We start from the raw sequence: 20,458 nt of genomic DNA on the forward strand, positions 1-20,458 counted from the left end.
GATCCCAGTGCTATCTGCTATTTAAAAGCGCAAGTTTATATTTATTTAATTTTATTAAATTTAAGCTTACCTTTATCTGAAGCAAAATGGAATTAGTTGATTAGATAAATCAGCGATAATTACTCTAATTAATTCTTATATATCTATGGATTGGATTAACAGATACTATGTATTGATTAATATCTATGACAAAACTATAGATAAATTTAAATAGTAATCATTATTCATATCCGCGGATAGTTGCAGTTAATCATTGAAACTGATAAAGCAAAGATTCTCCCTGGTGTTTCACACTTCACACTTTACAATTTTCACCAATTCGCAGCCCCATAATTACTAAGTCACGTTCCACCTCATCAAGTTCAGCGATTTGAGGTAAATGTCCCCAGCGTTGAAAACCTAATGATTCAAATAAATTCAAACTTGGTTGATTATGGGCAAAAATAAAGCCTAAAAGCGTTTTTAACCCTAAATTCGGGCTTTCATGAATTGCTAGGTCTAAAAGTTTGTGTCCCAAACCGCAACGCTGAAAGGCTGGGGCAATATAAATACTGATTTCAGCAGTAGAATTGTAAGCTGGTCGCCCATAGAACGATTGAAAACTTAACCACCCTGCAATTACTTCCTGTTGTTCAACTACCCACAGAGGACGTTTAGAAGGCGATCGCCCATTAAACCAAGCGCGGCGACTTTCCACAGACACAGGTTCTAAATCAGCAGTGGCGAGACGGCTGGGAATTGCAGCATTGTAAATAGCCACGATTGCAGGTAAGTCAGTTTCAGTCGCATGGCGGATAGTCATCAATGCCGTCTCAGAAAAAATACTTCAGAAAATATTCAAAAATCATACAGTGTTCATCAACAGAATTCTATGCCTGCTTCATCTGTAGATTAAGTAATAAAAAATACCATTACATCAACAGTATCAGAGCAGGACTTACGCACCCTGATAATGGTTGAAAAGAAAAGATAATTATAAAGATTACCTGCAATGGACAATTTCAATGAGATTTACATTGAATTAGATTGAATTGCTTTCTTTTTGGGTGTTTCAACAAGCACAGAAAGCAAAAGCAAACTTAATCCCATAATTTTGATCACAGCGTTGATTGCGTGTGCGTACTCCCATTGATTACGATAACGTGTCCAGTTTTGTGGCACAGGATTTGTCAACCATTTGGCAAATTCAGCATTCATCGGTGCGACAAAAACTATCCAACTCACTAACGCCAACACTAAAAGAACCGTTCCGCCTACAGTCAAATAAAAACTTGCACCATGTCTACGAACAAGAAACGCTAATACAATTGCAGACAGAATCGCGCCAACTTCAAATAATGCACCGACTGAGCCAAAAAGTCGATAAACATTTTCAAAGACTGTGACTCTAACCCAAAGTTGCTGGTCAAATTGCATTCTTCGCGGCAATTCAAATAAATGCGCCATAGATAGGCTGAGACTAAACGCAGTCAGCATAATTGTGATGAATCGCCAGGTTCGTGTGAGTGTCATTTTGCCTTACCTCACAACAATAGCCATTATGCTCTAAGATATACCTGCCATAAAATCTTGCGTCACTACCAAATGGCGTACCTAGTTTTAAGAAATGAAAAGGTTTGAGAGCGATCGCTTTTTGTAACAGAATGCTATGATCACAAAGAGACTTATTTGCCTTGAAATCCCTACCTGGAGAGGTGGCAGAGTGGTTGAATGCGACGCACTCGAAATGCGTTTTGGCGGCAACGTCAACGTGGGTTCAAATCCCACCCTCTCCGTTTTTGTTGAGTTGCAGTAAACTATTACCAACTTGCGAGGAGTGCATGATGGTAAATCAGAGGTTGGTGCAATTATTTTCGTTTGGTTTTATTAGTTGTTGTTTTTGTCTTGGCTTGGGTATTGGCATTTTTATTCGCTTTGGGCAGTTGCAACCATCAAACGCTGCTACTACTGCCGAACCGGAGAGAATTCCATTTGCTATTCCTATGCCCAATCCATCTCCAAATGATGACATTTTAACGTTAAGTCCATGACAAACTATGAGAGACGCTGCCCGGCAACGTCTCTAACCTTAATTATCATCTGAAGGGGTTGCTTGTGGCTTTTCATCCTTTTGCGATCGCACTTCCGCAGCAGAATTTTGCTTATTCTCCACAGTTGGGACAACCACAGGTGAAGAATCAGAACTTTTTGATTCAGTTTTTGGTGGTGCGACTGGAATGACTACTGAGTCTGGACGTTGACTAGGCTGAGTTTGAGGAACAACAGGCGTAGAATTTTCTGCCGATTGCTTGCGAGAATTTTTGCGAGATGCACGATATTCTCTTAACTTATCCACAAGTGATGCTGAAGGGGAAGTAGTAGGAGAGACAGCAGCTTGTTCAGCATTTTGAGGTGCAGAGGTTTCTAAGGTGGCTGGAGTTGTATTTTCTAAAGCAGTGCTGTTGTTAGAACTGACGGGTTCCGCAGTGGGTGCAGGACGGTTGCGCTTGCGCCGCCTAGAAGGAGTATATGCAGAGGTCGTTTGAGTATTTTGAACCTTATTAGTTTCTGTAGCAACAGGTGAGGGAGAATTCGGCGGTGATACACTTTTTTGTGCCTCAGTTACAGGGTTCTCAAACAGTGGTTTTGTAGATGACTGCGGCTGTGGCCCAGATGAAAGCATATTTGTAATGCCAAAACCAGCAGTAGCTGCAACTAAGGCTACACCTGCGCCGAGTAATACTTTCGGGTATGGCAGTTTTTTATAAATTGATGTGACAGGTTGTAAAAGCGATCGCTTCGGCTTTCTTTTAAAAATCGTCTGCTGTGAAGATAAATCGATGGTGGCAACTGTCTGAGTTGCTACAGGTTGAGGGCTGAAACTCGTAGCACCACCTGGTAAAAGTTGCAGCCACTCTGCTACTGTTGCTGGGCGAAAACGCGGATCAACAGCCATCCCACGCATGACTGCTTGATTTACGGCTGCACTTAGGTGGGGTTGTAATTCCTTCGGGGAGGGCATTTTTTCGCGATCGCGCAACAATGCTGGCATAGGAACCTGTGCTGTTAACAAAGCATACAAGGTTGCAGCCAAACCATACACATCTGTAGCTGGTGTGCGCGGTGCTTGTGTTAAATATTGTTCAATCGGTGCATAGCCTTCAGAAACCATGCCTGTGTGAGTTTGTTTCACATTGTTATTAAATTCTCGCGCAATGCCAAAATCAATTAATATTACCTCCTGCGTACCTTCACGGAGGATAATATTCTCTGGTTTCACATCCCGATGTAGCAAACCATTGTTGTGAACAACCTGTAATGCCGCGCCAATTTGACGGATATAATGAATGGCTGTGGCCTCTGGCAAGGGTATAGCTGGCAGTACATAGGCATTGCCTAAAGTTTCGCCAGGAATGTATTCCATCACCATATAAGGCAGCCCATCTTCCACAAAAAAGTCGCTAACCCGGACAATATTGGGATGAATACAAGTAGCTAGCCGTCTGGCTTCATCTTGGAATTGACGCTCAAATTTGGCAAAATCTGGGTGTTGCCGCAGTTTTTCATTAATGGTTTTCATCACTACTTCATGACCTAAGTAGTGATGCGTAGCCTTAAACGTAATGCCAAAGCCACCGCGTCCGATTTCTTGGATCAGGGTATATTTTCCACCCTGCAAAATTGTGCCTGCTAACATAGTAAAGTTTTGCGTCCTGAGTCCTGAGTGAGCGGATATTATGGATACCCTGAAGTTGCACAGCCTCCCAATGAAAGTTACAACTTGTTTTTTTAATAATACTGTAGGCTCTTAGTCATAACTCTTGAAAATTAGGTGAAGAAACAGAGGGAATAGAGGCTAGAGGCTAGCGGTTAGGGGCTAGAAAATAGTATTTTTACTCAGCACATTCAAGTTAGGAGGCAGAAGGGAAGAGGGTTTGACTTGGTTTATTCGTAGCAGGTAGTTCGCAACCAGTACGCCTGTAATAAAAATATTTTTATCTAGCCTCTAATCCCTAATCTCTAGTCTCTTGCCCCTAGCCTCTCATTCTAAAATCTCTGACCTATACCTAAATGCACCTTACTTTCTCCTTGGTCGTTAATGCCATAGTCAGCGCGAATTAACCCAAGGGGCGAATCTAACCGCACTCCTGCACCGTAACCAAACCCGTAACCGGGTTTATCACGCACGCCTGCGGGATCGCCTAAGACGGTGTTACCAGAACCTAAATCTGTGCCGAAGTCAGCAAATAATACACCCCCAACTATCGGCAAAATGGGAAAGCGGTATTCTGCGGAAGCTACAACATAACTGCGTCCACTGCCAACCTTTCCACCATCATAACCACGCACAGAGTTGGAACCACCTATATTAAAGGCTTCGTAAGGTGGTAAATCACCAATAACAGTCCCAGCTTGGACGTTGAAAGCAAAGACTTGTGGCAGCTTACTGTTATATAAGTTTACCGGCAGATATTGGCTGTAGTTAGCTGTGACCCGATTGAGGGAAATATTTCCTTGACCAACGGGTATGGATTGTTCTGTACTCAGTTTCAGCAAGGAACCTTGAGTAGGGTTGAGAGGATTATTTCTTTTATCTTTGGCGGCGGTGAAGGAGACGGTAGTTAAGTCATCAATACCTGTACCACTGGCAGATAGGGGATTTCCTTGAGCATCTTTGGGCGTAATATTACCTTGGCGATCGCGGATTGTCGTTCTTGTATAATTCAATCCTAAAGAAGCGTCCCAGCCGTCAATCGGTCTTTGCAAGCTAACACTACCGCCAATCTGACCTTCTCGGACTTTATCGCCGTTAGCCAGCTTGATAGTATCATCAAAGGTTTCCGAAAGTTCTTGGCGACGGAAGCCGTTGACAGTGTAACCTAGGCGGTCAGGGTTATTCTCACGATAAGGGCTAATAAATTTGCCATCAAATTGCAAATCACGAGAACTTAAACCCACATTGGCATTAAATATATTGTTCTGACCGCCAACATTTTGGTCTTGATAATTGACAGTTCCAATTATCCCTTGATCGGCATTGTAACTACCGCCTAAGTTAATGGCACGCGCGCCATTCTCTTTGAGTTCGTAGACTAAATCTAGATTTGTTGCATCTCCTTCTAAAGCTACGTTGACGCTAGAAAATAAGCCTGTACCATATAACTTTTGAATATCTTGCTGTACCAGCTTTTCTTGAAAGATTTGTCCTTGTTTGAGTTGAATTTGCTGGCTGAGAAACTCTGGTTTGGTGCGCCCAGTAACAGGATTACCTTTACTATCAACGGTTTGACCTTCATCGTTGACAAAGCGAAACTTAATCTCACTTACCAAGCCTTCCGCGATGTTAATGTTGAGAATTCCCTCACGACTGGGTTTAATTGATAATACTCGCGCCAAGTTATAACCGTTGTCGGCGTACCATTTGTTTACTTGTTCTACAGCTTGTCGCAACCCCGCCGGACTGATGGCTTTACCAAATTGCGGTTGAAAACGTTCTAACGCTACTTGATAAGTCAGTGCTTTTGCGCCGGAAAGTTGCAGCGATCGCACTACCACAGGTTGCACCTGATAGACTACACTCAATCCTGCTGCTGTACTGCGACTATTGACATTAGCACTGGTAAATAAATCAGTATTCAAAATTGCTGCAACATCCTGTTGTAACTGGTTTTGGCTAGTTTCTGCGCCAGTTTGAGTTTTAATAACTTTGCGTATGACTTCTTGCAATTCAGGAGTCGCGCCTACTATTTGTACATCCGTAGCTGTGACTACTAAGTTGTTATTTGTCGGTAGGGAGTTTGGAGGTGATAAAGGGATGACGTTACTATTTCCTGGCTTTACCTGTGTTAGTACAATTGGGGTTTTATTAACTTCTGGTTTCACCTGACTTTGCAATATATTTACTAAACTTCTCACCTGTGAGGAGAGAGGTTTTAATGTCTCCCCCTTCCCTACTAGGGAAGGGGGCTGGGGGGTTAGGTTTTCCCCAAGTGATACAGGCTTTTGTGAAAATTGCGGGACAGCTACGGTTTCGGGGGATGCAATAGTCTCTACCCTTGTAGGCGTTTCTTCAATTACAGGAACTACAAAGTCTTTAACTTTTTTTGTTTCGGTTGTCGGGGTATTTGGCGCGGCTAATGCTTGTTGAGTGACGTTACTAGCAGCTAAAGTAGCTAAAGTTAAAATTGCTGTTTTAGAAATTTGCATAACAAAATAATTACTAATTCGTAATTCGTAATTCGTAATTGAAGAATGCAAGCCTATTTTGGGAATTTTCCAAAACCGTAGTGATTCCCTCAATTTACTAAGGGAAATAATTAGCTTTAAACCTTTAGCTATTTTCTCTGGGTAATTACGAGTTACGAATTATCAGTTACAAATTCTGTTGACACTGAATTTTGATGTTTTGTTTCTTATGAGTAATGTATCTCGCGTATCTCAAGCCTCTGGTTCTCGATTACGGTTACTTGTTCTGAGTAATGGTCATGGAGAAGATATAATTGCAGTCCGAATTTTGCAAGCACTACAACAACAATCAAACCCACCAGAAATTTTTGCTTTGCCTCTGGTGGGTGAAGGACACGCTTATCAACAGTTAGGTATTCCCTTGATTGGTTCAGTACGCACTATGCCTTCTGGTGGCTTTGTATATATGGATGGCCGTCAACTAGTGAGGGATGTGCGCGGCGGTTTGGTACAGCTGACTATCAGCCAAATTCAATCTATGCGGCGTTGGGTGAGTTCGCAAAAAAAATTAGGCAATCAACGAGCGATTTTAGCTGTGGGCGATATTGTACCTCTGTTGTTTGCGTATTTTAGTGGTGCAAACTATGCTTTTGTAGGCACTGCGAAGTCAGAATACTATGTGCGAGATGAAACGGGATTATTGCGACGCAAATCAAAATCTGCCCGTTGGGAAAATTTTTCTGGTTCAATTTACCATCCTTGGGAACGCTGGTTAATGAGTAGTCGCCGTTGTCAGGCGGTGTTTCCTAGAGATAGCTTGACTACAGAGATTCTCAAACAATGGCCGATTCCGGCTGTTGATGTGGGGAATCCGATGATGGATGGTTTGTCACCGAGTTTCCCGCGAAATCAATTTTATACTGCTGATTTCCAAAAACAAGAATTAGCAAGACCATTAGTTGTGACGCTTTTACCGGGTTCTCGTCCTCCAGAGGCTTATGAAAATTGGCAAGTAATTATGGAGGCTGTGTCTGCGTTGCTGGCTAGTTTTCAAGAACGAGATTCAGTAGTGCATACTTCTGGCAATGTCGTATTTTTAGCTGCGATCGCTCCTAGCTTAGATACCAACCAATTCATCCCAGTTCTTCAAGCCCAAGGATGGCAACCGCACACTCAATCTCCGATTTCCCTACCTGATCCCAATGTCTTAATTTTTAAGCAACGAAACGCTTATTTGCTGCTTTCTCAACAAGCTTATAACGATTGTTTACATCTGGGAGATGTGGCGATCGCAATGGCAGGCACAGCTACTGAACAATTTGCTGGTTTAGGCAAACCTGCGATCGCTATTCCCGGACAGGGGCCACAATACAATCCTGGTTTTGCAGAAGCCCAAAGCCGCCTTTTAGGAGACTCTCTAATTTTAATTGAGCAGCCAAATAAAGCAGCGAAGGTGATGCGATCGCTACTACAACACCCCGACAGATTACAAATCATTGCCGAGAATGGTTTACGGCGTATGGGTAAACCAGGCGCAGCACAGCGCATTGCCGATTGTTTACTAGAAAGGATGAAGTCTGAAGAATAAAGTATGAAATATGAAGTGTCTATTTCAACCTAACCTGTGGGTTTTGCTGTGCAGTACACCCTTCAACCTCCAACCTTCATCCTCATGCGACTAACCCAGAACGTAAGGCGCGAACAGCAGCTTGAGTACGGTCATCGGCGCACAGTTTGTTTAAGATATTGCGAACGTGGGTTTTAACTGTGCCAACGGTGATGTATAGTTTCTCAGCAATTTGACCATTGCTGCACCCAGCGACGATTAATTCTAGAATTTCTAATTCCCGTTGGGTTAGGGGATAAGTTTCTAAAACTTGCTCGTATTCTGTGGCTAATGCTTCGATTTTCACAGTCTTGGGTTTGTCGCTGCCTGCGGCTTCACCAGGTATACCTTGGCGCATTTTGCGTAATACCACATTAGCGATCGCTGGATCAATCCAAGAGTTACCACCAAAGGTTGCTTGTATCGCTTCTGTTAGCTTGCTGATACTGGTTTCTTTCATGTAATAAGAGTCTGCACCTGCGGCAAACGCTGCCAATACCGCATCCTCTGTGTGATCCATTGTCAAAATGAGAATTTTGGTAGCTGACTGCCCAGACTCCGCTTGGTAGCGTCTAAACTTACGGGTGAGTTCAATACCATCCATATCTGGCAAGCCAATATCTACCACTGCCACATCCGGCTTTGCCGTTTCTAAAAGTTTCAGTCCTTGAGTGGCATTTGCTGCTTCACCAATTACTTTTAAACCGCTATGAGCCTGTAATGCTGCTTTCAGACCCATTCTGGTTAAATCGTGATCCTCAATTAAAATAATGCTTATTTCGTTCATTGCTAACTCACTCTTCTTTAGATTGCGCTTTCTCAATTATGCGCTTTTGTAAGCTACTTTATGTAATTTTCCCAAACCAAAGATAGATGATTTTTCAATCAGCTTGCATCCACCGATAGAAGTAGGAATTTCAATTTTTTTTAAATAGGTAGATGTAAAAATCTAGCCGAGGATATATGGCTATTCTACAACAAAATATGAAATATTTGTGAAAAATCTTCCTCTAGATCGCTGTTTAATCATTATTTTAGGAGTTGTAACTTATTGTCAAAATTAATCATATTTTAAAGCTTAAAAGCTGCTAAAAATGAACAAATTACAACAAATTAAAGTTCTACTAAGAGAAACTAAGCCAGATGTAAAAGCTATCTTGAACCCAAGTATTAAATTCATCGGATTAATGCAGGCAGATGGCAAGATCTTGGAAATCAATCCGTCAGCTTTAGAATTCAGTCGATTTACTAGCAGCGACACAATTGGTCGTCCACTATGGGAAGTTTGGTGGTCAAATGGGTCAAGGCTAACCCAGGCAGAATTACAAACTGCCGTGGCGCGTGCTGCCGCAGGTGAATATATACATTATGTGGATTTTTTAGGGACAGGCGATCGCTTACAAACTTTTGCATTTTCGATTAAGCCCATTAGCAACCAACAAGGGAAAGTCATTTTTTTAATTTTAGAAGGTCACAACATTCCTGATCGTGAATTTACTATCTCTGGCAGTGTAGAACAGGTAATAGGCAATAGGCAACAGGCAATAGGATATAGCGAACAGTCTCACCAGCAAAACCCACTTTTGCCTGTTTCTGGTTCCCTCTTCTCTCCTCAAGCAGAGCAAGCCTTACTTGAAAGTGAAGAAAGGTTCCGTGCTACCTTTGAACAAGTCGCTGTTGGTTTAGCCCATGTTGGGTTAGATGGGCGTTGGTTACGCGTTAACCAAAAGCTGTGTGAGATATTAGGTTACACCCGTGAAGAGTTGTTAAATCTCACATGGGTTGAAATTAGCCATAGTGATGATTTAAGAATTGATTTGCGTAACATTTGTCAACTATTAGCAGGTAAAATTTCTACTTACTCTTTAGAAAAACGTTATATCCGCAAAGATGGTTTACCTGTTTGGGTAAATTTAACGGTTTCATTACTGCGAGAAACCACAAAAGCATTACCAGAGCCTAAATACTTTATCGCAGTGATTGAGGATATTACCAAACGCAAACAAGTAGAAGTGAGTATCAGAGAAACGGAAGCTAGATTCCGCATCATGGCAGATACTGCACCTGTGATGATTTGGATGTCTGACTTAGATAAATTATGTAACTTCTTTAACAAAGGTTGGTTAGAATTTACTGGCCGCACAATGGCACAAGAGCTAGGTAACGGCTGGAGAGAGGGAGTACATCCAGAAGATTTAGAGCGTTGTATCTATACTTATACATCGTCGTTTGATACGCGATCGCCTTTTGTTATCGAGTATCGGCTGCGGCGATTTGATGGCGAATATCGCTGGGTTTTAGACAAAGGTTCGCCCAGATTTGCTAGTGATGGTGACTTTGCTGGGTTTATTGGCTCATGTATTGATATTAGCGAGCGCAAACAAGCAGAACTAGCACTTCAACAACGAGCCGAAGAACTCACCTACTTAAACACCATCCTGACGCAAACTACAGCTATGTTGCAAAAGCGGAATCAGGAATTAGATCAGTTTGCTTATGTTGCTTCTCATGATTTAAAAGCACCACTCAGAGCAATTGCTAGCCTCTCACAATGGTTAGAAGAAGACCTTGCAGGTCAACTTTCAAAAGAAAACCAGCATCAATTAGATTTGTTGCGTGGTCGAGTACAACGGATGGAAGGTTTAATTAACGGCTTGCTAGAATACTCGCGCATCGGGCGTAATCACACAGACCAGTCTTTGGTAAATGTTGGCGATTTACTTCAAGAAGTGATTGATTATTTAGAAGCACCTTTAAGTTTTAGGATTGAGGTGGCATCGGAAATGCCTACTTTCATGACTAAGCGAATTCCTCTGCAACAAGTATTCACGAACTTGATTGAAAACGCCATTAAACATCACTCGCACCCTGATGGAAGAGTAAAAATTTCTGTCAATGAGCAAGGGAAATACTACAAATTTACTGTTGCTGATGATGGCCCTGGTATCCCCGCCCAATATCATCATAAAGTTTTTACTATCTTTCAAACTTTAGAAGCTCGCGATCGCAAAGAAGGCACAGGTATCGGTTTGGCGATCGTCAAAAAAATTATAGAAACAGAAGGGGGTACGATAAATTTAGATTCAAGCTCAGGAGTTGGCAGTAGTTTTCACTTCACTTGGCCTAAACAATTAGGAGAGTAAAACTGCTTAAGCTTATGGTACAAAATGTTTATTGATAACTATCACTAATGACTGAGGACGGGCATTAGTAGGCTCATTTACAATAATGGTGAGCTTAATAAAGTCTTTGCTACTTTATTGCTTAGTTTAGAAGTGATTATTTAAGTAAGTAATTACTATTTATAAATTAATAATAAGTAATTAGCTGTGAATAATCAACTTTTTTTGATAATTAATTTATATAATTAACTTCAAAAAACTGAATTAATAAATTTATAAAATGCTGGAAAAACTAATAAATATACTACTAGTGGAGGATGATGAAGTTGATATTATGAATGTCAAACGGGCATTCAAAAAAGTTAATATTAATAACCCACTTTATTTGGCTAGTAATGGGATAGAAGCTCTAGCAATGTTGCGTAGTAAAAATGGGCAACCCCCACAAGTACCAACCCAGCGACGCTTAATCTTATTAGATTTAAATATGCCAAGAATGGGTGGAATTGAATTCCTCCAAGAATTACGTTCTGACCCACAATTGCGGGGAACTCCTGTAGTGATCATGACGACCTCAAATCAAGACCAAGACAGGGTAGAAGCATACAACTTGAATGTTGCTGGCTATATCCTGAAGCCCGTAACATTTAATAATTTTGTCGATATGATGGCAACATTAAATAAATACTGGCTACTGTGCGAAATACCTTAAGTTGCCAGACATCTAATAGAATCAGTGTACCAGTATATCAGGGGAAGAATATAAGAAGGTTGACAGAATTTCCAACTCTGTTTGGGTAAAAAACAGGATATATTAATAATATTAAAATCTGTTAAATTATCAATTGCTCTATTCAAAAGTCTATCTAAAATCTAAAATTGTTTAGTTGGATAGTTTGAAACTAGAAATGATATACATCAACACCCATAGGACAGTGAAAAGAAAAGCAGATGGAAGAGACCTTAAGAATTTTGGTTGTAGACGATGATGACGTAGACCGGATGGCAGTACGTCGTGCCTTGACTCAAGCAGGTGTCAAGATGGAACTGTCAGAGGCTGGGAATGGTAATGAGGCATTATTAGCTTTAAAAAATACTGCCTATGACTGTATTTTCCTAGATTATCGCTTACCAGATCAGGACGGTTTGACACTGCTCAACAGACTACGTGCATCAGAAATCAAAGTTCCTTTAGTCGTTCTGACTGCCCAAGGAGATGAACAAATTGCTGTCGAATTGATGAAAGCTGGTGCTACAGACTATCTTTCCAAATCTCGTGTATCTTCAGAAACTTTAGGCCAAATTTTACGGAATGCTCTACGGGTATACCGTGCTGAAATGCAAGCTGAAATAGCACTCCAGCAATTAAAAGAAAGTAATGAGCAATTAATTCGCAAAAACCAAGAATTAGAAAGACAACGGCAACAAATTCAACTACAAAACTTAAAGTTATTAGAAGCATCCCGCTTAAAATCTCAGTTTTTAGCCACTATGTCTCATGAATTGCGAACACCAATGAATGCCATCATTGGGTTTTCGCAAATATTGTTGCGTCCCAAATTTGGGCAATTGACAGATCAACAAAAAGATATGGTGGAACGGATTTTAAATAATGGCAAGCACTTACTGATGTTATTAAACGAAGTTCTTGACTTTTCTAAATTGGAAGCAGGAAGACTAGAGCTAAAAGCCGAACTATTTGATTTAACAACAGTAGTAAATGCTACCGTCGCGGAAATGCATTCTCTGGCAGAATCTAAACAGCTTTCATTAGCAGTAGAAGTAGATTTACAAAATCCCTGGATATTTAATGACTCAATGCGTTTGCGGCAAATTTTAGTCAATTTGCTATCAAATGCGATTAAGTTTACAGAAACAGGTGGTGTCTGGGTAGAAGTTAAAGAACTACCAGAGAGTATGATTGCGATCGCAGTTCGGGATACAGGTATTGGTATAGCTCCTAAAGATTCTAAACATATTTTTGAAGCCTTTCGCCAAGTTGATCAAAGTATTACCCGCAAATATCCTGGTACAGGACTGGGCTTGGCAATTATCGATTCCTTGGTGCGAATGATGAATGGCACAATCTTTTTAGAGAGTCAGTTGGGAGTTGGTTCTTTGTTCAAAATAGAAATACCACGACACATATCACTCAAAAAAGGAGCCGGAGAAGTCCCGGCTTTAAACATGGACGGGGAAAATATTTTTTTCTCGGCTCATAACCCTCATCACCCTGCTCCTCAACCCCGCCACGCTTCAATGAGGCATCCCAATTTAAAACTATAAATTCTTATTGAAATTGATAAATTATGTCTGTAGTTGAAAACCATAAAAATAACCGGATTTTAGCTGTTGATGACACTAGAGATAATCTCATTTTGGTTCAAACTATTCTAGAAAGTGAAGACTATGAGATTGATATAGTCTCAGATGGCATCTCAGCTTTGAAGTACGTTGAAAAAACTCCCCCTAAATTAATTTTGCTGGATGTGATGATGCCTGGGATAGATGGTTATGAAGTCACTCGGCGCATTCGAGCTAACCCGGCTTTCAGTAAAAACTACATTCCAATTCTGTTAATCACAGCCTTTCATGAATCCAGCGTTGTCGAAGGATTAGATGCTGGTGCTGATGATTTTATTCGCAAACCATTTGATACAGATGAACTATTAGCGAGAGTGCGATCGCTAATGCGACTCAAGGACAGTTTGGACGAACAGCAAAAAATGGCACGTCAACGGGAAGACTTTGTATCACGTCTTACCCACGATTTACGCACACCCTTAGTTGCCGCAGATCGAATGCTGGATTTGTTTCAACAAGAAACATTCTGCAAAATTTCGCCAGAAATGAAACAAGCGATTTCTGTCATGATTCGCAGCAATCAAAACTTGATGCAAATGGTCAATACCTTGCTCGAAGTGTATCGCATGGAAGCAGGGAAAAAGACCTTTAATGATGAAGTGTGCAATTTGCCAGAAATAGTTCAAGAAGTAGTCAGCGAACTCTCACCACTAGCTGACGAGAAGAATATCTATGTAAAAGTTGATACTAGCAGTTTAGCACACAACCAAAAAGATCCTGGGGTAGTCATGGGCGATGCCCTAGAACTGCGCCGCATATTTAACAACCTCCTGGGTAATGCGATAAAATTTACCGATACAGGCGGGATTAAAATTAAACTCGAAGAATCAGCCAATTCTACAGGAAAAACTTGGGTCAGCATTGCCATAGAAGATACAGGTTACGGTATCGCCCCCGAAGACCAAGCAACCATTTTTGAGCGGTTTCGCCAAGGCAGAAATAAACGCTCTGGTAGCGGCTTAGGGCTGCATCTTTCACACAGAATCGCTGAAGCTCATGGTGGTAATATTACTTTGAAATCTGAACTTGGTAAAGGCAGTGTATTTACAGTCCAGTTACCAAAAAATATGTAAGGGAATTAGAGGCTGGAGGCTAGAAATTGCTCCTCTCTGCGGCTCGCTTCAATTGCTTGAATCTTGACATAATTCATAGGTTGAATGAGGTTCAAGTTTTCCCAATAATAGACGGCGAACAACTGCCTCTAAATCATCCAGCAGATATGGTTTGCTGATATAGTCGTTGAACCCTGCTAACAGAATCCGTTCTCGATCCTCTCTAGCGGCTAAAGCAGTCACAGCCAGCACAGGAATTTTATAAGTTAGTGGATCATGTTTAAGACAACGTACAACATCAATGCCATTAAAAGTAGGTAACAAAATATCTAGGATAATTAGGTCTGGCTGATACTCCTTGGCAACCAAGACCGTTGAGAAACTATCTGTTTGGCAGATGAATCTACAGCCAAGTGACTCTAGCGCATAACTCATGAGCAAAAGATTATCATCGTTATCTTCTACTACCAAAATTAACGGCTGCTGAGAGGTGTGCTGCTTTGCATCGCTGATGAATGAATGTGCTAAATACATCTTTTCTCCATAAAATTCAATCGGGATTCATCGTCTTGTTTGAGATTGCAGACGAGCCATCCCACAAGGGATAGGATGGAGCGAATTCAAAATAAGCGATTTTTTTGGTATTGCATTTTTAAATGCGGCAATAAAAAATTTTAGTGTCATTGGTTTAGCAGCTACTTCTTGATTATACGCAAACTACAGATTTTTTTTTTGCAAAACTTAATCATAAATTAATTATAAAATTTAGCTATAGAATATTTTCTATGGTTAAACTTTGCTCACTAAAATCTAAGTTATCGGCTAATAAGTATTGTTGCTTGGTCATAGTTGTGCGATCGCATTTAAGTAGAGGGACATAAATAATTGTAATTAGGAAAAGGCAGGAGACAGGAAGCAGAGGGCAGGAGGGAAGAGGTTTTTAGCTATTTTGCCCAAGACTTATCTAGTTAAGTTTATTTGTGCCTTCCTACTTATTTCACTACAAAAAATTAACTTTGATTAGGAAAATTTAAGAGAGTCAAGCATTTTAAATGAGTATATTTTCCTTTTGTATTAAAATGTAGTATAATAGTATTTTAAAATTCAAAACATTATTGAATTAATTAGTATAAACTCAACTAAAAATAGGTTGCCCAAATTCCTTTTTAATAATTAGAGAAAATTAATCAATCTTCCCTAATGAGCTTGGTAAGTAGTGGATATCAAACAATAGAAGAGATTGAAAACTTGATTACTAGTTTCAATCACTGCACCTTAGCACGTTCTGAATGGAACCATGCTGCACACTTACACAGTTGCACTTTGGTATCTCACTCGCTATGAGAAACAACAAGCTATAGATTTAATTCGTCAAGGGATTCAGCGATATAACGCTGTGATGAACATTCAGACTACACCTACCAGTGGCTATCATGAAACTTTGACACTGTTTTGGATTTTTATGGTGGAGCTTTATCTATCTACTTGTGATAGCAATACTCCTTTAGTTCAGTTAAGTAACAAGCTCATCCATACATTTAAAGATAAAAATCTTCCCGAAGAGTATTATAGCGAAGATTTAATTATGTCTTGGGATGCTCGTGTTCGCTGGGTTAACCCAGATTTAAAGCCGTTGGACGTATTTATAATGGATATTTAGTTATCAATTATTAATAAAATTTGCAGACGTGCTACTTGAAACTTAACTCTTTACTTGCAAATTTTAAAACCCTGCTACAGGAAGGTTTTGAGAAATATTAAAAAATGTGCGTGTTGAATTAATCCAACTATTACAAAGAAATTATAAATGTTACGAAAACTTTGCTTTATCTTGAAGAAAAATTCCCCATTCTCAATTTTAACTTAATTGATATTTACAACCAAAACCAAAAAATTTAACTCAAAACTTCTTAAGAAAGGGACGAATTTCATTATTTATGCTACAATGTAGTATAAATAATAGAAAATTAAGACACTGTGCTTAGTATTAAATTTCAATCTGTGGAAAACAGCGTATTTGTACTATATAAAGTCAATTCTAACCAGTGTTAGAAAAGTTTAATTATTGTAACAAAATAATATATAAAATTATGTAAAGATTCAGGGCTAAAAAAATTGGTACTAGTTTACTTAGCTGCTATAACAAAGTAGTAAAACCAAATTCATTGTTGGATAATATGAATTATCAGGTTATTGTTAACATAAATAAAAAAGAAAATTTCCTATTCTTTAGAAGCAGATTAACTAGCCGTCAATAGATATTGCCCACTATATAAGCTACGGTAAGCATCGGTATACAACAAATCTTTTCAGTAACATTAGCCTAAGGATAAAAACTTTTAGACAAATAGTTTATAGCACAAGAAAACTTTTTCAAATCCCTTATTCTTCACCTCATTGTAGATTTACTTCCAACTGCCGCATAAAGAAAAAATATGGAATTTGATTATTTTAGAAGCGACAACACATCCAATAATAAACCTCAAAACTTACTTACGAGCGGCTGGCGACCATTTCAAAGAGATTTAGACTGGGATTTTTTATGTGAATTATTACAGAATGACACCAAGGAATTAACGCAGAAAACTTTTAATATAGCTAGTACTTTTGCAGAAGTTTTAGGTAGAAATAATTATACTTGGTGGGCTAATTTATTAAGCGTTGCTTCTGATAATACGCGCTACGAATTAGAAAAATTCTGGAACTATATTACACCTGACCCTCAATCACCTGATCATCGGTATAAAGATGTTTTGACTACCGAAACCCCAATATTACAATTTGTCAGCCGTAATAGTATTCCTATTGACTATGTTTTAAATCGTTTACAAGAAATTGCTGTTTTACGGGTATTACAAATTTTAGACCGTCCCGATGTGATTACTCAGTATTATTCAGAAAGGGATTTTTATTTTCCGGTGGAAAAGTTTATCAACTGGGAACGTCTAGATGTGATTAATACTGTTTATGCTTACTGGTCATCTTATGATATTTGGCTGCAAATTGAGCCATACGATCGCGGGCGGCGACAATATACTTTAATGGCGAAAGACTTAGCACCCTTAATCAACAAAGCTACCTATGATTTAGCCGTTATGCTAAGTGGCTATCAAAGCCGTGTGGGCAAAGTTCACAGCCAATACCCAATTCGCACATTCCCCCAAGAGATTCAAAGTTTCACTGACGCATTACAGCAAGCGGTACTAAATCAAAATCAGTTAGCAGTAGTAGTTCACGGCGAACCAGGAACAGGTAAAACCGCCTGGACACAAGCAGTTGCCAAAGAAATTCTCATGCCTTTGGGGTATGTGATATTTATTTTGGATCATGATGCGATCGCTAACTTTGTCCCACCAACTTATTTAGAAAAAATTTGTATCATCATTAACGAAGCTGACAATCTAGCTCAAAATCGTGCTTCCGAAATCGCCCAATCTAACAATAAAACCGAACATATCTTAAGTTTGTTAGATGGCACATTGTACCAAAGTGTTATTGATGACTCTGGTATTCAAATTAAGCAGCGATTAGTTGTGTTGATGACTTGCAACACCACAGAAAGATTAGACCCAGCCATGTTGCGTAAGGGAAGAGTAGATTTGATTGCCGAATTTACACAGCGTTTTGTTTAATTGTCTGGGAAATTTTGCTCTATTTTCAATTGGCGATCGCAAGTGTTGATAATCCTCATCACACTCCTGTACAAACTAATCATAGAAATCCCTAAAGGGCTACGTTCTCCATACTTTATTTCCATGCTTTCAAACCAATGTTGAAATTGTTGGTCAGACCAGCTATGTGCTTCGTCTTCCAGACATCCCCTCAGCATTTCTAACCCACACTCTGCTGGAAACTCAGCTGCGATCGCCGCTTGCTTGCACTCTTGAATAGATTCAACTACGGCAATCATTACAGTAGTACGCGTTCTTTTAGGTATTTTTCTGGGTTGATTTTCCGTAGAAGCTGCGTGCATAATAATTAAGATATTATTAAGATAATATCAGCATTGTTTTTCATCCATTTACATTTATTAACCTAAATAGAAAATTTTTCTAGCTCCTAGAGAAGCATTTGTATTTCTTTCTAGTAGTAGATGAAGTAATGGTAGGGTAAATAAGAACCCTTAACTTATCAGAACATCCTTGTGAAAGTCCGTAAATTTCAGGATGCTAAAGAATTTTACGCAAGAATCCAAGAATACTTACTGCAACAAGAAGCGTTGCACAATTTGCTGTTAGGAATTTGCCACACGTTGATTCATCACCCAGAACGCTTTGATGAAACACCTTACTTAGCAACAGTAGAGTCAGATGGAGAAATTGTGGCAGTAGCCATGAAAACGCCACCTCGACCTTTGTTGCTGTCAAAAATCACAGATTTCCAGGCAGTTGATTTACTTGCCCAAGACTTATATTTGTCTGATAAATTACTGTCTGGGGTAAATGCACCCACAGAAGAATCACAAGCCTTTGTTGCGGCATGGCATTCTTTGACGGCTCAATCCTACCAGTTAGCATTAGCATTGCGAACCTTTCAATTACAAAAGGTGCAAAACATCTCGCCAGTCACAGGCTATTTGCGCCTAGCCACAGAGAATGACAAAGAATTACTGGTGAAGTGGCATGAAGCTTTTAGTTTAGAAGCTTTAGGTAAGATTGAAACCGACTCACAACGCTGGGCTGAGTGGATATTCAAACAACAAAAAGCTTACCTTTGGCAAGATGAAGTACCTGTTTGCATTGCTTGTTGGAGTGAAGTTACACCTCATAGGGCGCGTATTGGTATGGTGTACACACCACCAGAGTACCGCCGCCGAGGTTACGCCAGTGCTTGCATAGCAGCATTAAGCCAAACTTTACTCAACCAAGGAAATCAATTCTGCTTTTTATTCACAGATTTGGCAAATCCAACCTCTAACCATATATATCAAGAGATTGGCTACCAACCAGTGGGTGATTGGCAGCAATATTCTTTTGTTTCAGACTAAGTACAACTTCGCGTAAAATCTTAGCGAATTGAGGGTTGAAATCTAAACGCAAAGGTACGCAGAGAATTCGCTACGAATTAATGAAATGTTGTACTAAGACTTAATCATAATGTTACAAAATAGCACCGTCACAATAGACTATATAAAAGCTGCACTAGCACGTCTTGAGGGGATCGCCCACCGTACACCCGTGCTAACTTCAACAACTGTTAACGATCGCACCCATAGCCAAGTCTTCTTTAAATGCGAAAATTTTCAACGCACAGGCGCATTTAAATTTCGTGGCGCTTACAATGCCCTAGCACAGCTATCCCCAGAACAAAAACAAAAAGGTGTAATCACCTTCTCTTCAGGAAATCATGCCCAAGCGATCGCCTTAGCGGGAAAGTTACTCAATATTCCCACCACTATTGTCATGCCTGACGATGCCCCAGCCGTCAAGCAACAAGCTACTCGCGGTTATGGTGCAGAAGTGATTTTATACAATCGCCAAGAAACAGACCGCGAAGAATTAGCCAAAACCCTAGCAAGCGATCGCCACCTTACCCTAATTCCTCCTTACGATCATCCCCACATCATCGCCGGACAAGGAACCGCAGCCTTAGAACTTATCCAAGAAGTTGGTCAATTAGACCTGCTATTAGTCTGTTGTGGTGGCGGTGGGCTAATTTCTGGTTGTGCGATCGCCACCAAAGCCCTATTACCCAATGCTAAAGTCATCGGTGTCGAACCAGAACTCGCTGATGATGCGACTCGTTCCTTCCACAGCAAAACCTTGCAAACCGTCACAAATCCTCAGACAATTGCCGATGGTGTTCGCACCCCCAGCCTGGGTAAACTCACCTTTCCCCTAGTCCTAGACTATGTTGATGATATGGTCACAGTCTCAGAAACCGCCATTATCAGCACCATGTTTTTCATCTGGGAACGCCTCAAAATTGTTGTAGAACCCACGGGTGCATTAGCCGCCGCCGCCTTACTTGAAGATGTAGTGCAAGCACCAGACAAGAGAGTTGGTGTAATTATTAGCGGTGGTAATGTGGATTTAGCACAAATCAGTAAGAGGCTAGAGGTTAGTTTATAGGTCACTCCTTCAAACTTAAGCCAGAACTCTGTGAAACCTTATCCTTGTCTCTGCGCCTCTGCGGTACCCTGCGGGAAT

The 20,458-nt window shown here is 40.2% G+C and carries 17 protein-coding genes and 1 tRNA gene; 11 read left to right on the forward strand and 7 right to left on the reverse strand.

Annotation, left to right across the window (positions count from 1 at the left end; all coding sequences use genetic code 11):
• Positions 1-295: 295 nt before the first annotated feature.
• Together H6G76_RS25630 and H6G76_RS25635 are read right to left on the reverse strand one after the other, a co-directional pair.
• On the reverse strand, positions 296-802 hold the full coding sequence (locus H6G76_RS25630; RefSeq protein ID WP_190707420.1) for a GNAT family N-acetyltransferase: 507 nt from the start codon (positions 800-802) through the stop codon (positions 296-298).
• A gap of 209 nt (positions 803-1,011) precedes the next feature.
• Complete coding sequence (locus tag H6G76_RS25635) at positions 1,012-1,512, reverse strand: hypothetical protein (protein WP_190707423.1); 501 nt, start codon at positions 1,510-1,512, stop codon at positions 1,012-1,014.
• Positions 1,513-1,688: 176 nt separating this feature from the next.
• Between H6G76_RS25635 and H6G76_RS25640 the strand changes: the two genes are divergently transcribed.
• A tRNA-Ser gene (locus H6G76_RS25640) sits at positions 1,689-1,775 on the forward strand.
• A 45-nt stretch (positions 1,776-1,820) separates the two neighbouring features.
• Positions 1,821-2,030: a capsule biosynthesis protein gene (locus H6G76_RS25645; protein ID WP_190707425.1), complete on the forward strand. Its 210-nt coding sequence runs from the start codon at positions 1,821-1,823 to the stop codon at positions 2,028-2,030.
• 38 nt (positions 2,031-2,068) lie between these two features.
• Here H6G76_RS25645 and H6G76_RS25650 read toward each other — a convergent pair whose 3' ends face one another.
• Positions 2,069-3,676 (reverse strand): serine/threonine protein kinase, encoded by a 1,608-nt coding sequence (locus tag H6G76_RS25650; RefSeq protein ID WP_190707428.1) that lies wholly within the window; start codon positions 3,674-3,676, stop codon positions 2,069-2,071.
• A 350-nt stretch (positions 3,677-4,026) separates the two neighbouring features.
• Complete coding sequence (locus H6G76_RS25655; RefSeq protein WP_190707431.1) at positions 4,027-6,186, reverse strand: outer membrane protein assembly factor; 2,160 nt, start codon at positions 6,184-6,186, stop codon at positions 4,027-4,029.
• 208 nt (positions 6,187-6,394) lie between these two features.
• Between H6G76_RS25655 and H6G76_RS25660 the strand changes: the two genes are divergently transcribed.
• Positions 6,395-7,753, forward strand: a complete 1,359-nt coding sequence (locus tag H6G76_RS25660; RefSeq protein ID WP_190707434.1) for a lipid-A-disaccharide synthase-related protein — start codon at positions 6,395-6,397, stop codon at positions 7,751-7,753.
• Positions 7,754-7,835: 82 nt separating this feature from the next.
• On the opposite strand, the gene H6G76_RS25665 is transcribed toward H6G76_RS25660, so the two are convergent.
• Positions 7,836-8,558, reverse strand: coding sequence for a response regulator transcription factor (locus H6G76_RS25665; RefSeq protein ID WP_190707437.1), 723 nt, complete (start codon positions 8,556-8,558; stop codon positions 7,836-7,838).
• A gap of 307 nt (positions 8,559-8,865) precedes the next feature.
• Here H6G76_RS25665 and H6G76_RS25670 point away from each other — a divergent pair, with 307 nt between their 5' ends.
• The 4 genes from H6G76_RS25670 to H6G76_RS25685 all read left to right on the forward strand — a co-directional run bounded on the left by H6G76_RS25670 (position 8,866) and on the right by H6G76_RS25685 (position 14,330).
• Complete coding sequence (locus H6G76_RS25670) at positions 8,866-10,914, forward strand: PAS domain S-box protein (RefSeq protein ID WP_199337535.1); 2,049 nt, start codon at positions 8,866-8,868, stop codon at positions 10,912-10,914.
• A gap of 259 nt (positions 10,915-11,173) precedes the next feature.
• The gene (locus H6G76_RS25675) at positions 11,174-11,605 is read left to right on the forward strand and encodes a response regulator (RefSeq protein ID WP_190707440.1); all 432 of its coding nucleotides are present in this window, start codon (positions 11,174-11,176) and stop codon (positions 11,603-11,605) included.
• Between the two features lie 239 nt (positions 11,606-11,844).
• Positions 11,845-13,179, forward strand: a complete 1,335-nt coding sequence (locus H6G76_RS25680; protein ID WP_190707443.1) for a hybrid sensor histidine kinase/response regulator — start codon at positions 11,845-11,847, stop codon at positions 13,177-13,179.
• A 23-nt stretch (positions 13,180-13,202) separates the two neighbouring features.
• The gene (locus H6G76_RS25685) at positions 13,203-14,330 is read left to right on the forward strand and encodes a hybrid sensor histidine kinase/response regulator (protein ID WP_190707445.1); all 1,128 of its coding nucleotides are present in this window, start codon (positions 13,203-13,205) and stop codon (positions 14,328-14,330) included.
• Positions 14,331-14,378: 48 nt separating this feature from the next.
• Here the strand turns inward: H6G76_RS25685 and H6G76_RS25690 are convergent, their stop codons facing one another.
• Positions 14,379-14,843, reverse strand: coding sequence for a response regulator (locus H6G76_RS25690; RefSeq protein WP_190707448.1), 465 nt, complete (start codon positions 14,841-14,843; stop codon positions 14,379-14,381).
• A 763-nt stretch (positions 14,844-15,606) separates the two neighbouring features.
• Between H6G76_RS25690 and H6G76_RS25695 the strand changes: the two genes are divergently transcribed.
• Positions 15,607-15,969 (forward strand): hypothetical protein, encoded by a 363-nt coding sequence (locus H6G76_RS25695; RefSeq protein ID WP_242056517.1) that lies wholly within the window; start codon positions 15,607-15,609, stop codon positions 15,967-15,969.
• A gap of 775 nt (positions 15,970-16,744) precedes the next feature.
• Entirely contained in the window at positions 16,745-17,941 is a 1,197-nt protein-coding gene (locus H6G76_RS25700; RefSeq protein WP_190707451.1) for an AAA family ATPase, read from the forward strand.
• On the opposite strand, the gene H6G76_RS25705 is transcribed toward H6G76_RS25700, so the two are convergent.
• Positions 17,938-18,282, reverse strand: a complete 345-nt coding sequence (locus H6G76_RS25705) for a hypothetical protein (protein ID WP_190707454.1) — start codon at positions 18,280-18,282, stop codon at positions 17,938-17,940. The two genes, H6G76_RS25700 and H6G76_RS25705, sit on opposite strands and share 4 nt — an antisense overlap.
• A gap of 171 nt (positions 18,283-18,453) precedes the next feature.
• On the opposite strand from H6G76_RS25705, the gene H6G76_RS25710 reads away from it, so the two are divergent.
• Positions 18,454-19,296 carry a GNAT family N-acetyltransferase gene (locus H6G76_RS25710; protein WP_190707456.1) on the forward strand — a complete coding sequence of 281 codons (843 nt, stop codon included), beginning with the start codon at positions 18,454-18,456 and terminating at the stop codon, positions 19,294-19,296.
• Between the two features lie 109 nt (positions 19,297-19,405).
• Positions 19,406-20,380: a threo-3-hydroxy-L-aspartate ammonia-lyase gene (locus H6G76_RS25715; RefSeq protein ID WP_190707459.1), complete on the forward strand. Its 975-nt coding sequence runs from the start codon at positions 19,406-19,408 to the stop codon at positions 20,378-20,380.
• Positions 20,381-20,458: the final 78 nt, after the last annotated feature.

The organism is Nostoc sp. FACHB-152 (assembly GCF_014697475.1).
In the GTDB taxonomy this organism is placed as follows: Bacteria; Cyanobacteriota; Cyanobacteriia; order Cyanobacteriales; family Nostocaceae; genus Nostoc_B.

Coding starts and splice junctions, on each gene's coding strand:
- H6G76_RS25630 (WP_190707420.1), bottom strand. CDS start 802: ATGACTATCCGCCATGCGACTGAAACTGACTTACCTGCAATCGTGGCT.
- H6G76_RS25635 (WP_190707423.1), bottom strand. CDS start 1,512: ATGACACTCACACGAACCTGGCGATTCATCACAATTATGCTGACTGCG.
- H6G76_RS25645 (WP_190707425.1), top strand. CDS start 1,821: ATGATGGTAAATCAGAGGTTGGTGCAATTATTTTCGTTTGGTTTTATT.
- H6G76_RS25650 (WP_190707428.1), bottom strand. CDS start 3,676: ATGTTAGCAGGCACAATTTTGCAGGGTGGAAAATATACCCTGATCCAA.
- H6G76_RS25655 (WP_190707431.1), bottom strand. CDS start 6,186: ATGCAAATTTCTAAAACAGCAATTTTAACTTTAGCTACTTTAGCTGCT.
- H6G76_RS25660 (WP_190707434.1), top strand. CDS start 6,395: ATGAGTAATGTATCTCGCGTATCTCAAGCCTCTGGTTCTCGATTACGG.
- H6G76_RS25665 (WP_190707437.1), bottom strand. CDS start 8,558: ATGAACGAAATAAGCATTATTTTAATTGAGGATCACGATTTAACCAGA.
- H6G76_RS25670 (WP_199337535.1), top strand. CDS start 8,866: ATGAACAAATTACAACAAATTAAAGTTCTACTAAGAGAAACTAAGCCA.
- H6G76_RS25675 (WP_190707440.1), top strand. CDS start 11,174: ATGCTGGAAAAACTAATAAATATACTACTAGTGGAGGATGATGAAGTT.
- H6G76_RS25680 (WP_190707443.1), top strand. CDS start 11,845: ATGGAAGAGACCTTAAGAATTTTGGTTGTAGACGATGATGACGTAGAC.
- H6G76_RS25685 (WP_190707445.1), top strand. CDS start 13,203: ATGTCTGTAGTTGAAAACCATAAAAATAACCGGATTTTAGCTGTTGAT.
- H6G76_RS25690 (WP_190707448.1), bottom strand. CDS start 14,843: ATGTATTTAGCACATTCATTCATCAGCGATGCAAAGCAGCACACCTCT.
- H6G76_RS25695 (WP_242056517.1), top strand. CDS start 15,607: ATGCTGCACACTTACACAGTTGCACTTTGGTATCTCACTCGCTATGAG.
- H6G76_RS25700 (WP_190707451.1), top strand. CDS start 16,745: ATGGAATTTGATTATTTTAGAAGCGACAACACATCCAATAATAAACCT.
- H6G76_RS25705 (WP_190707454.1), bottom strand. CDS start 18,282: ATGCACGCAGCTTCTACGGAAAATCAACCCAGAAAAATACCTAAAAGA.
- H6G76_RS25715 (WP_190707459.1), top strand. CDS start 19,406: ATGTTACAAAATAGCACCGTCACAATAGACTATATAAAAGCTGCACTA.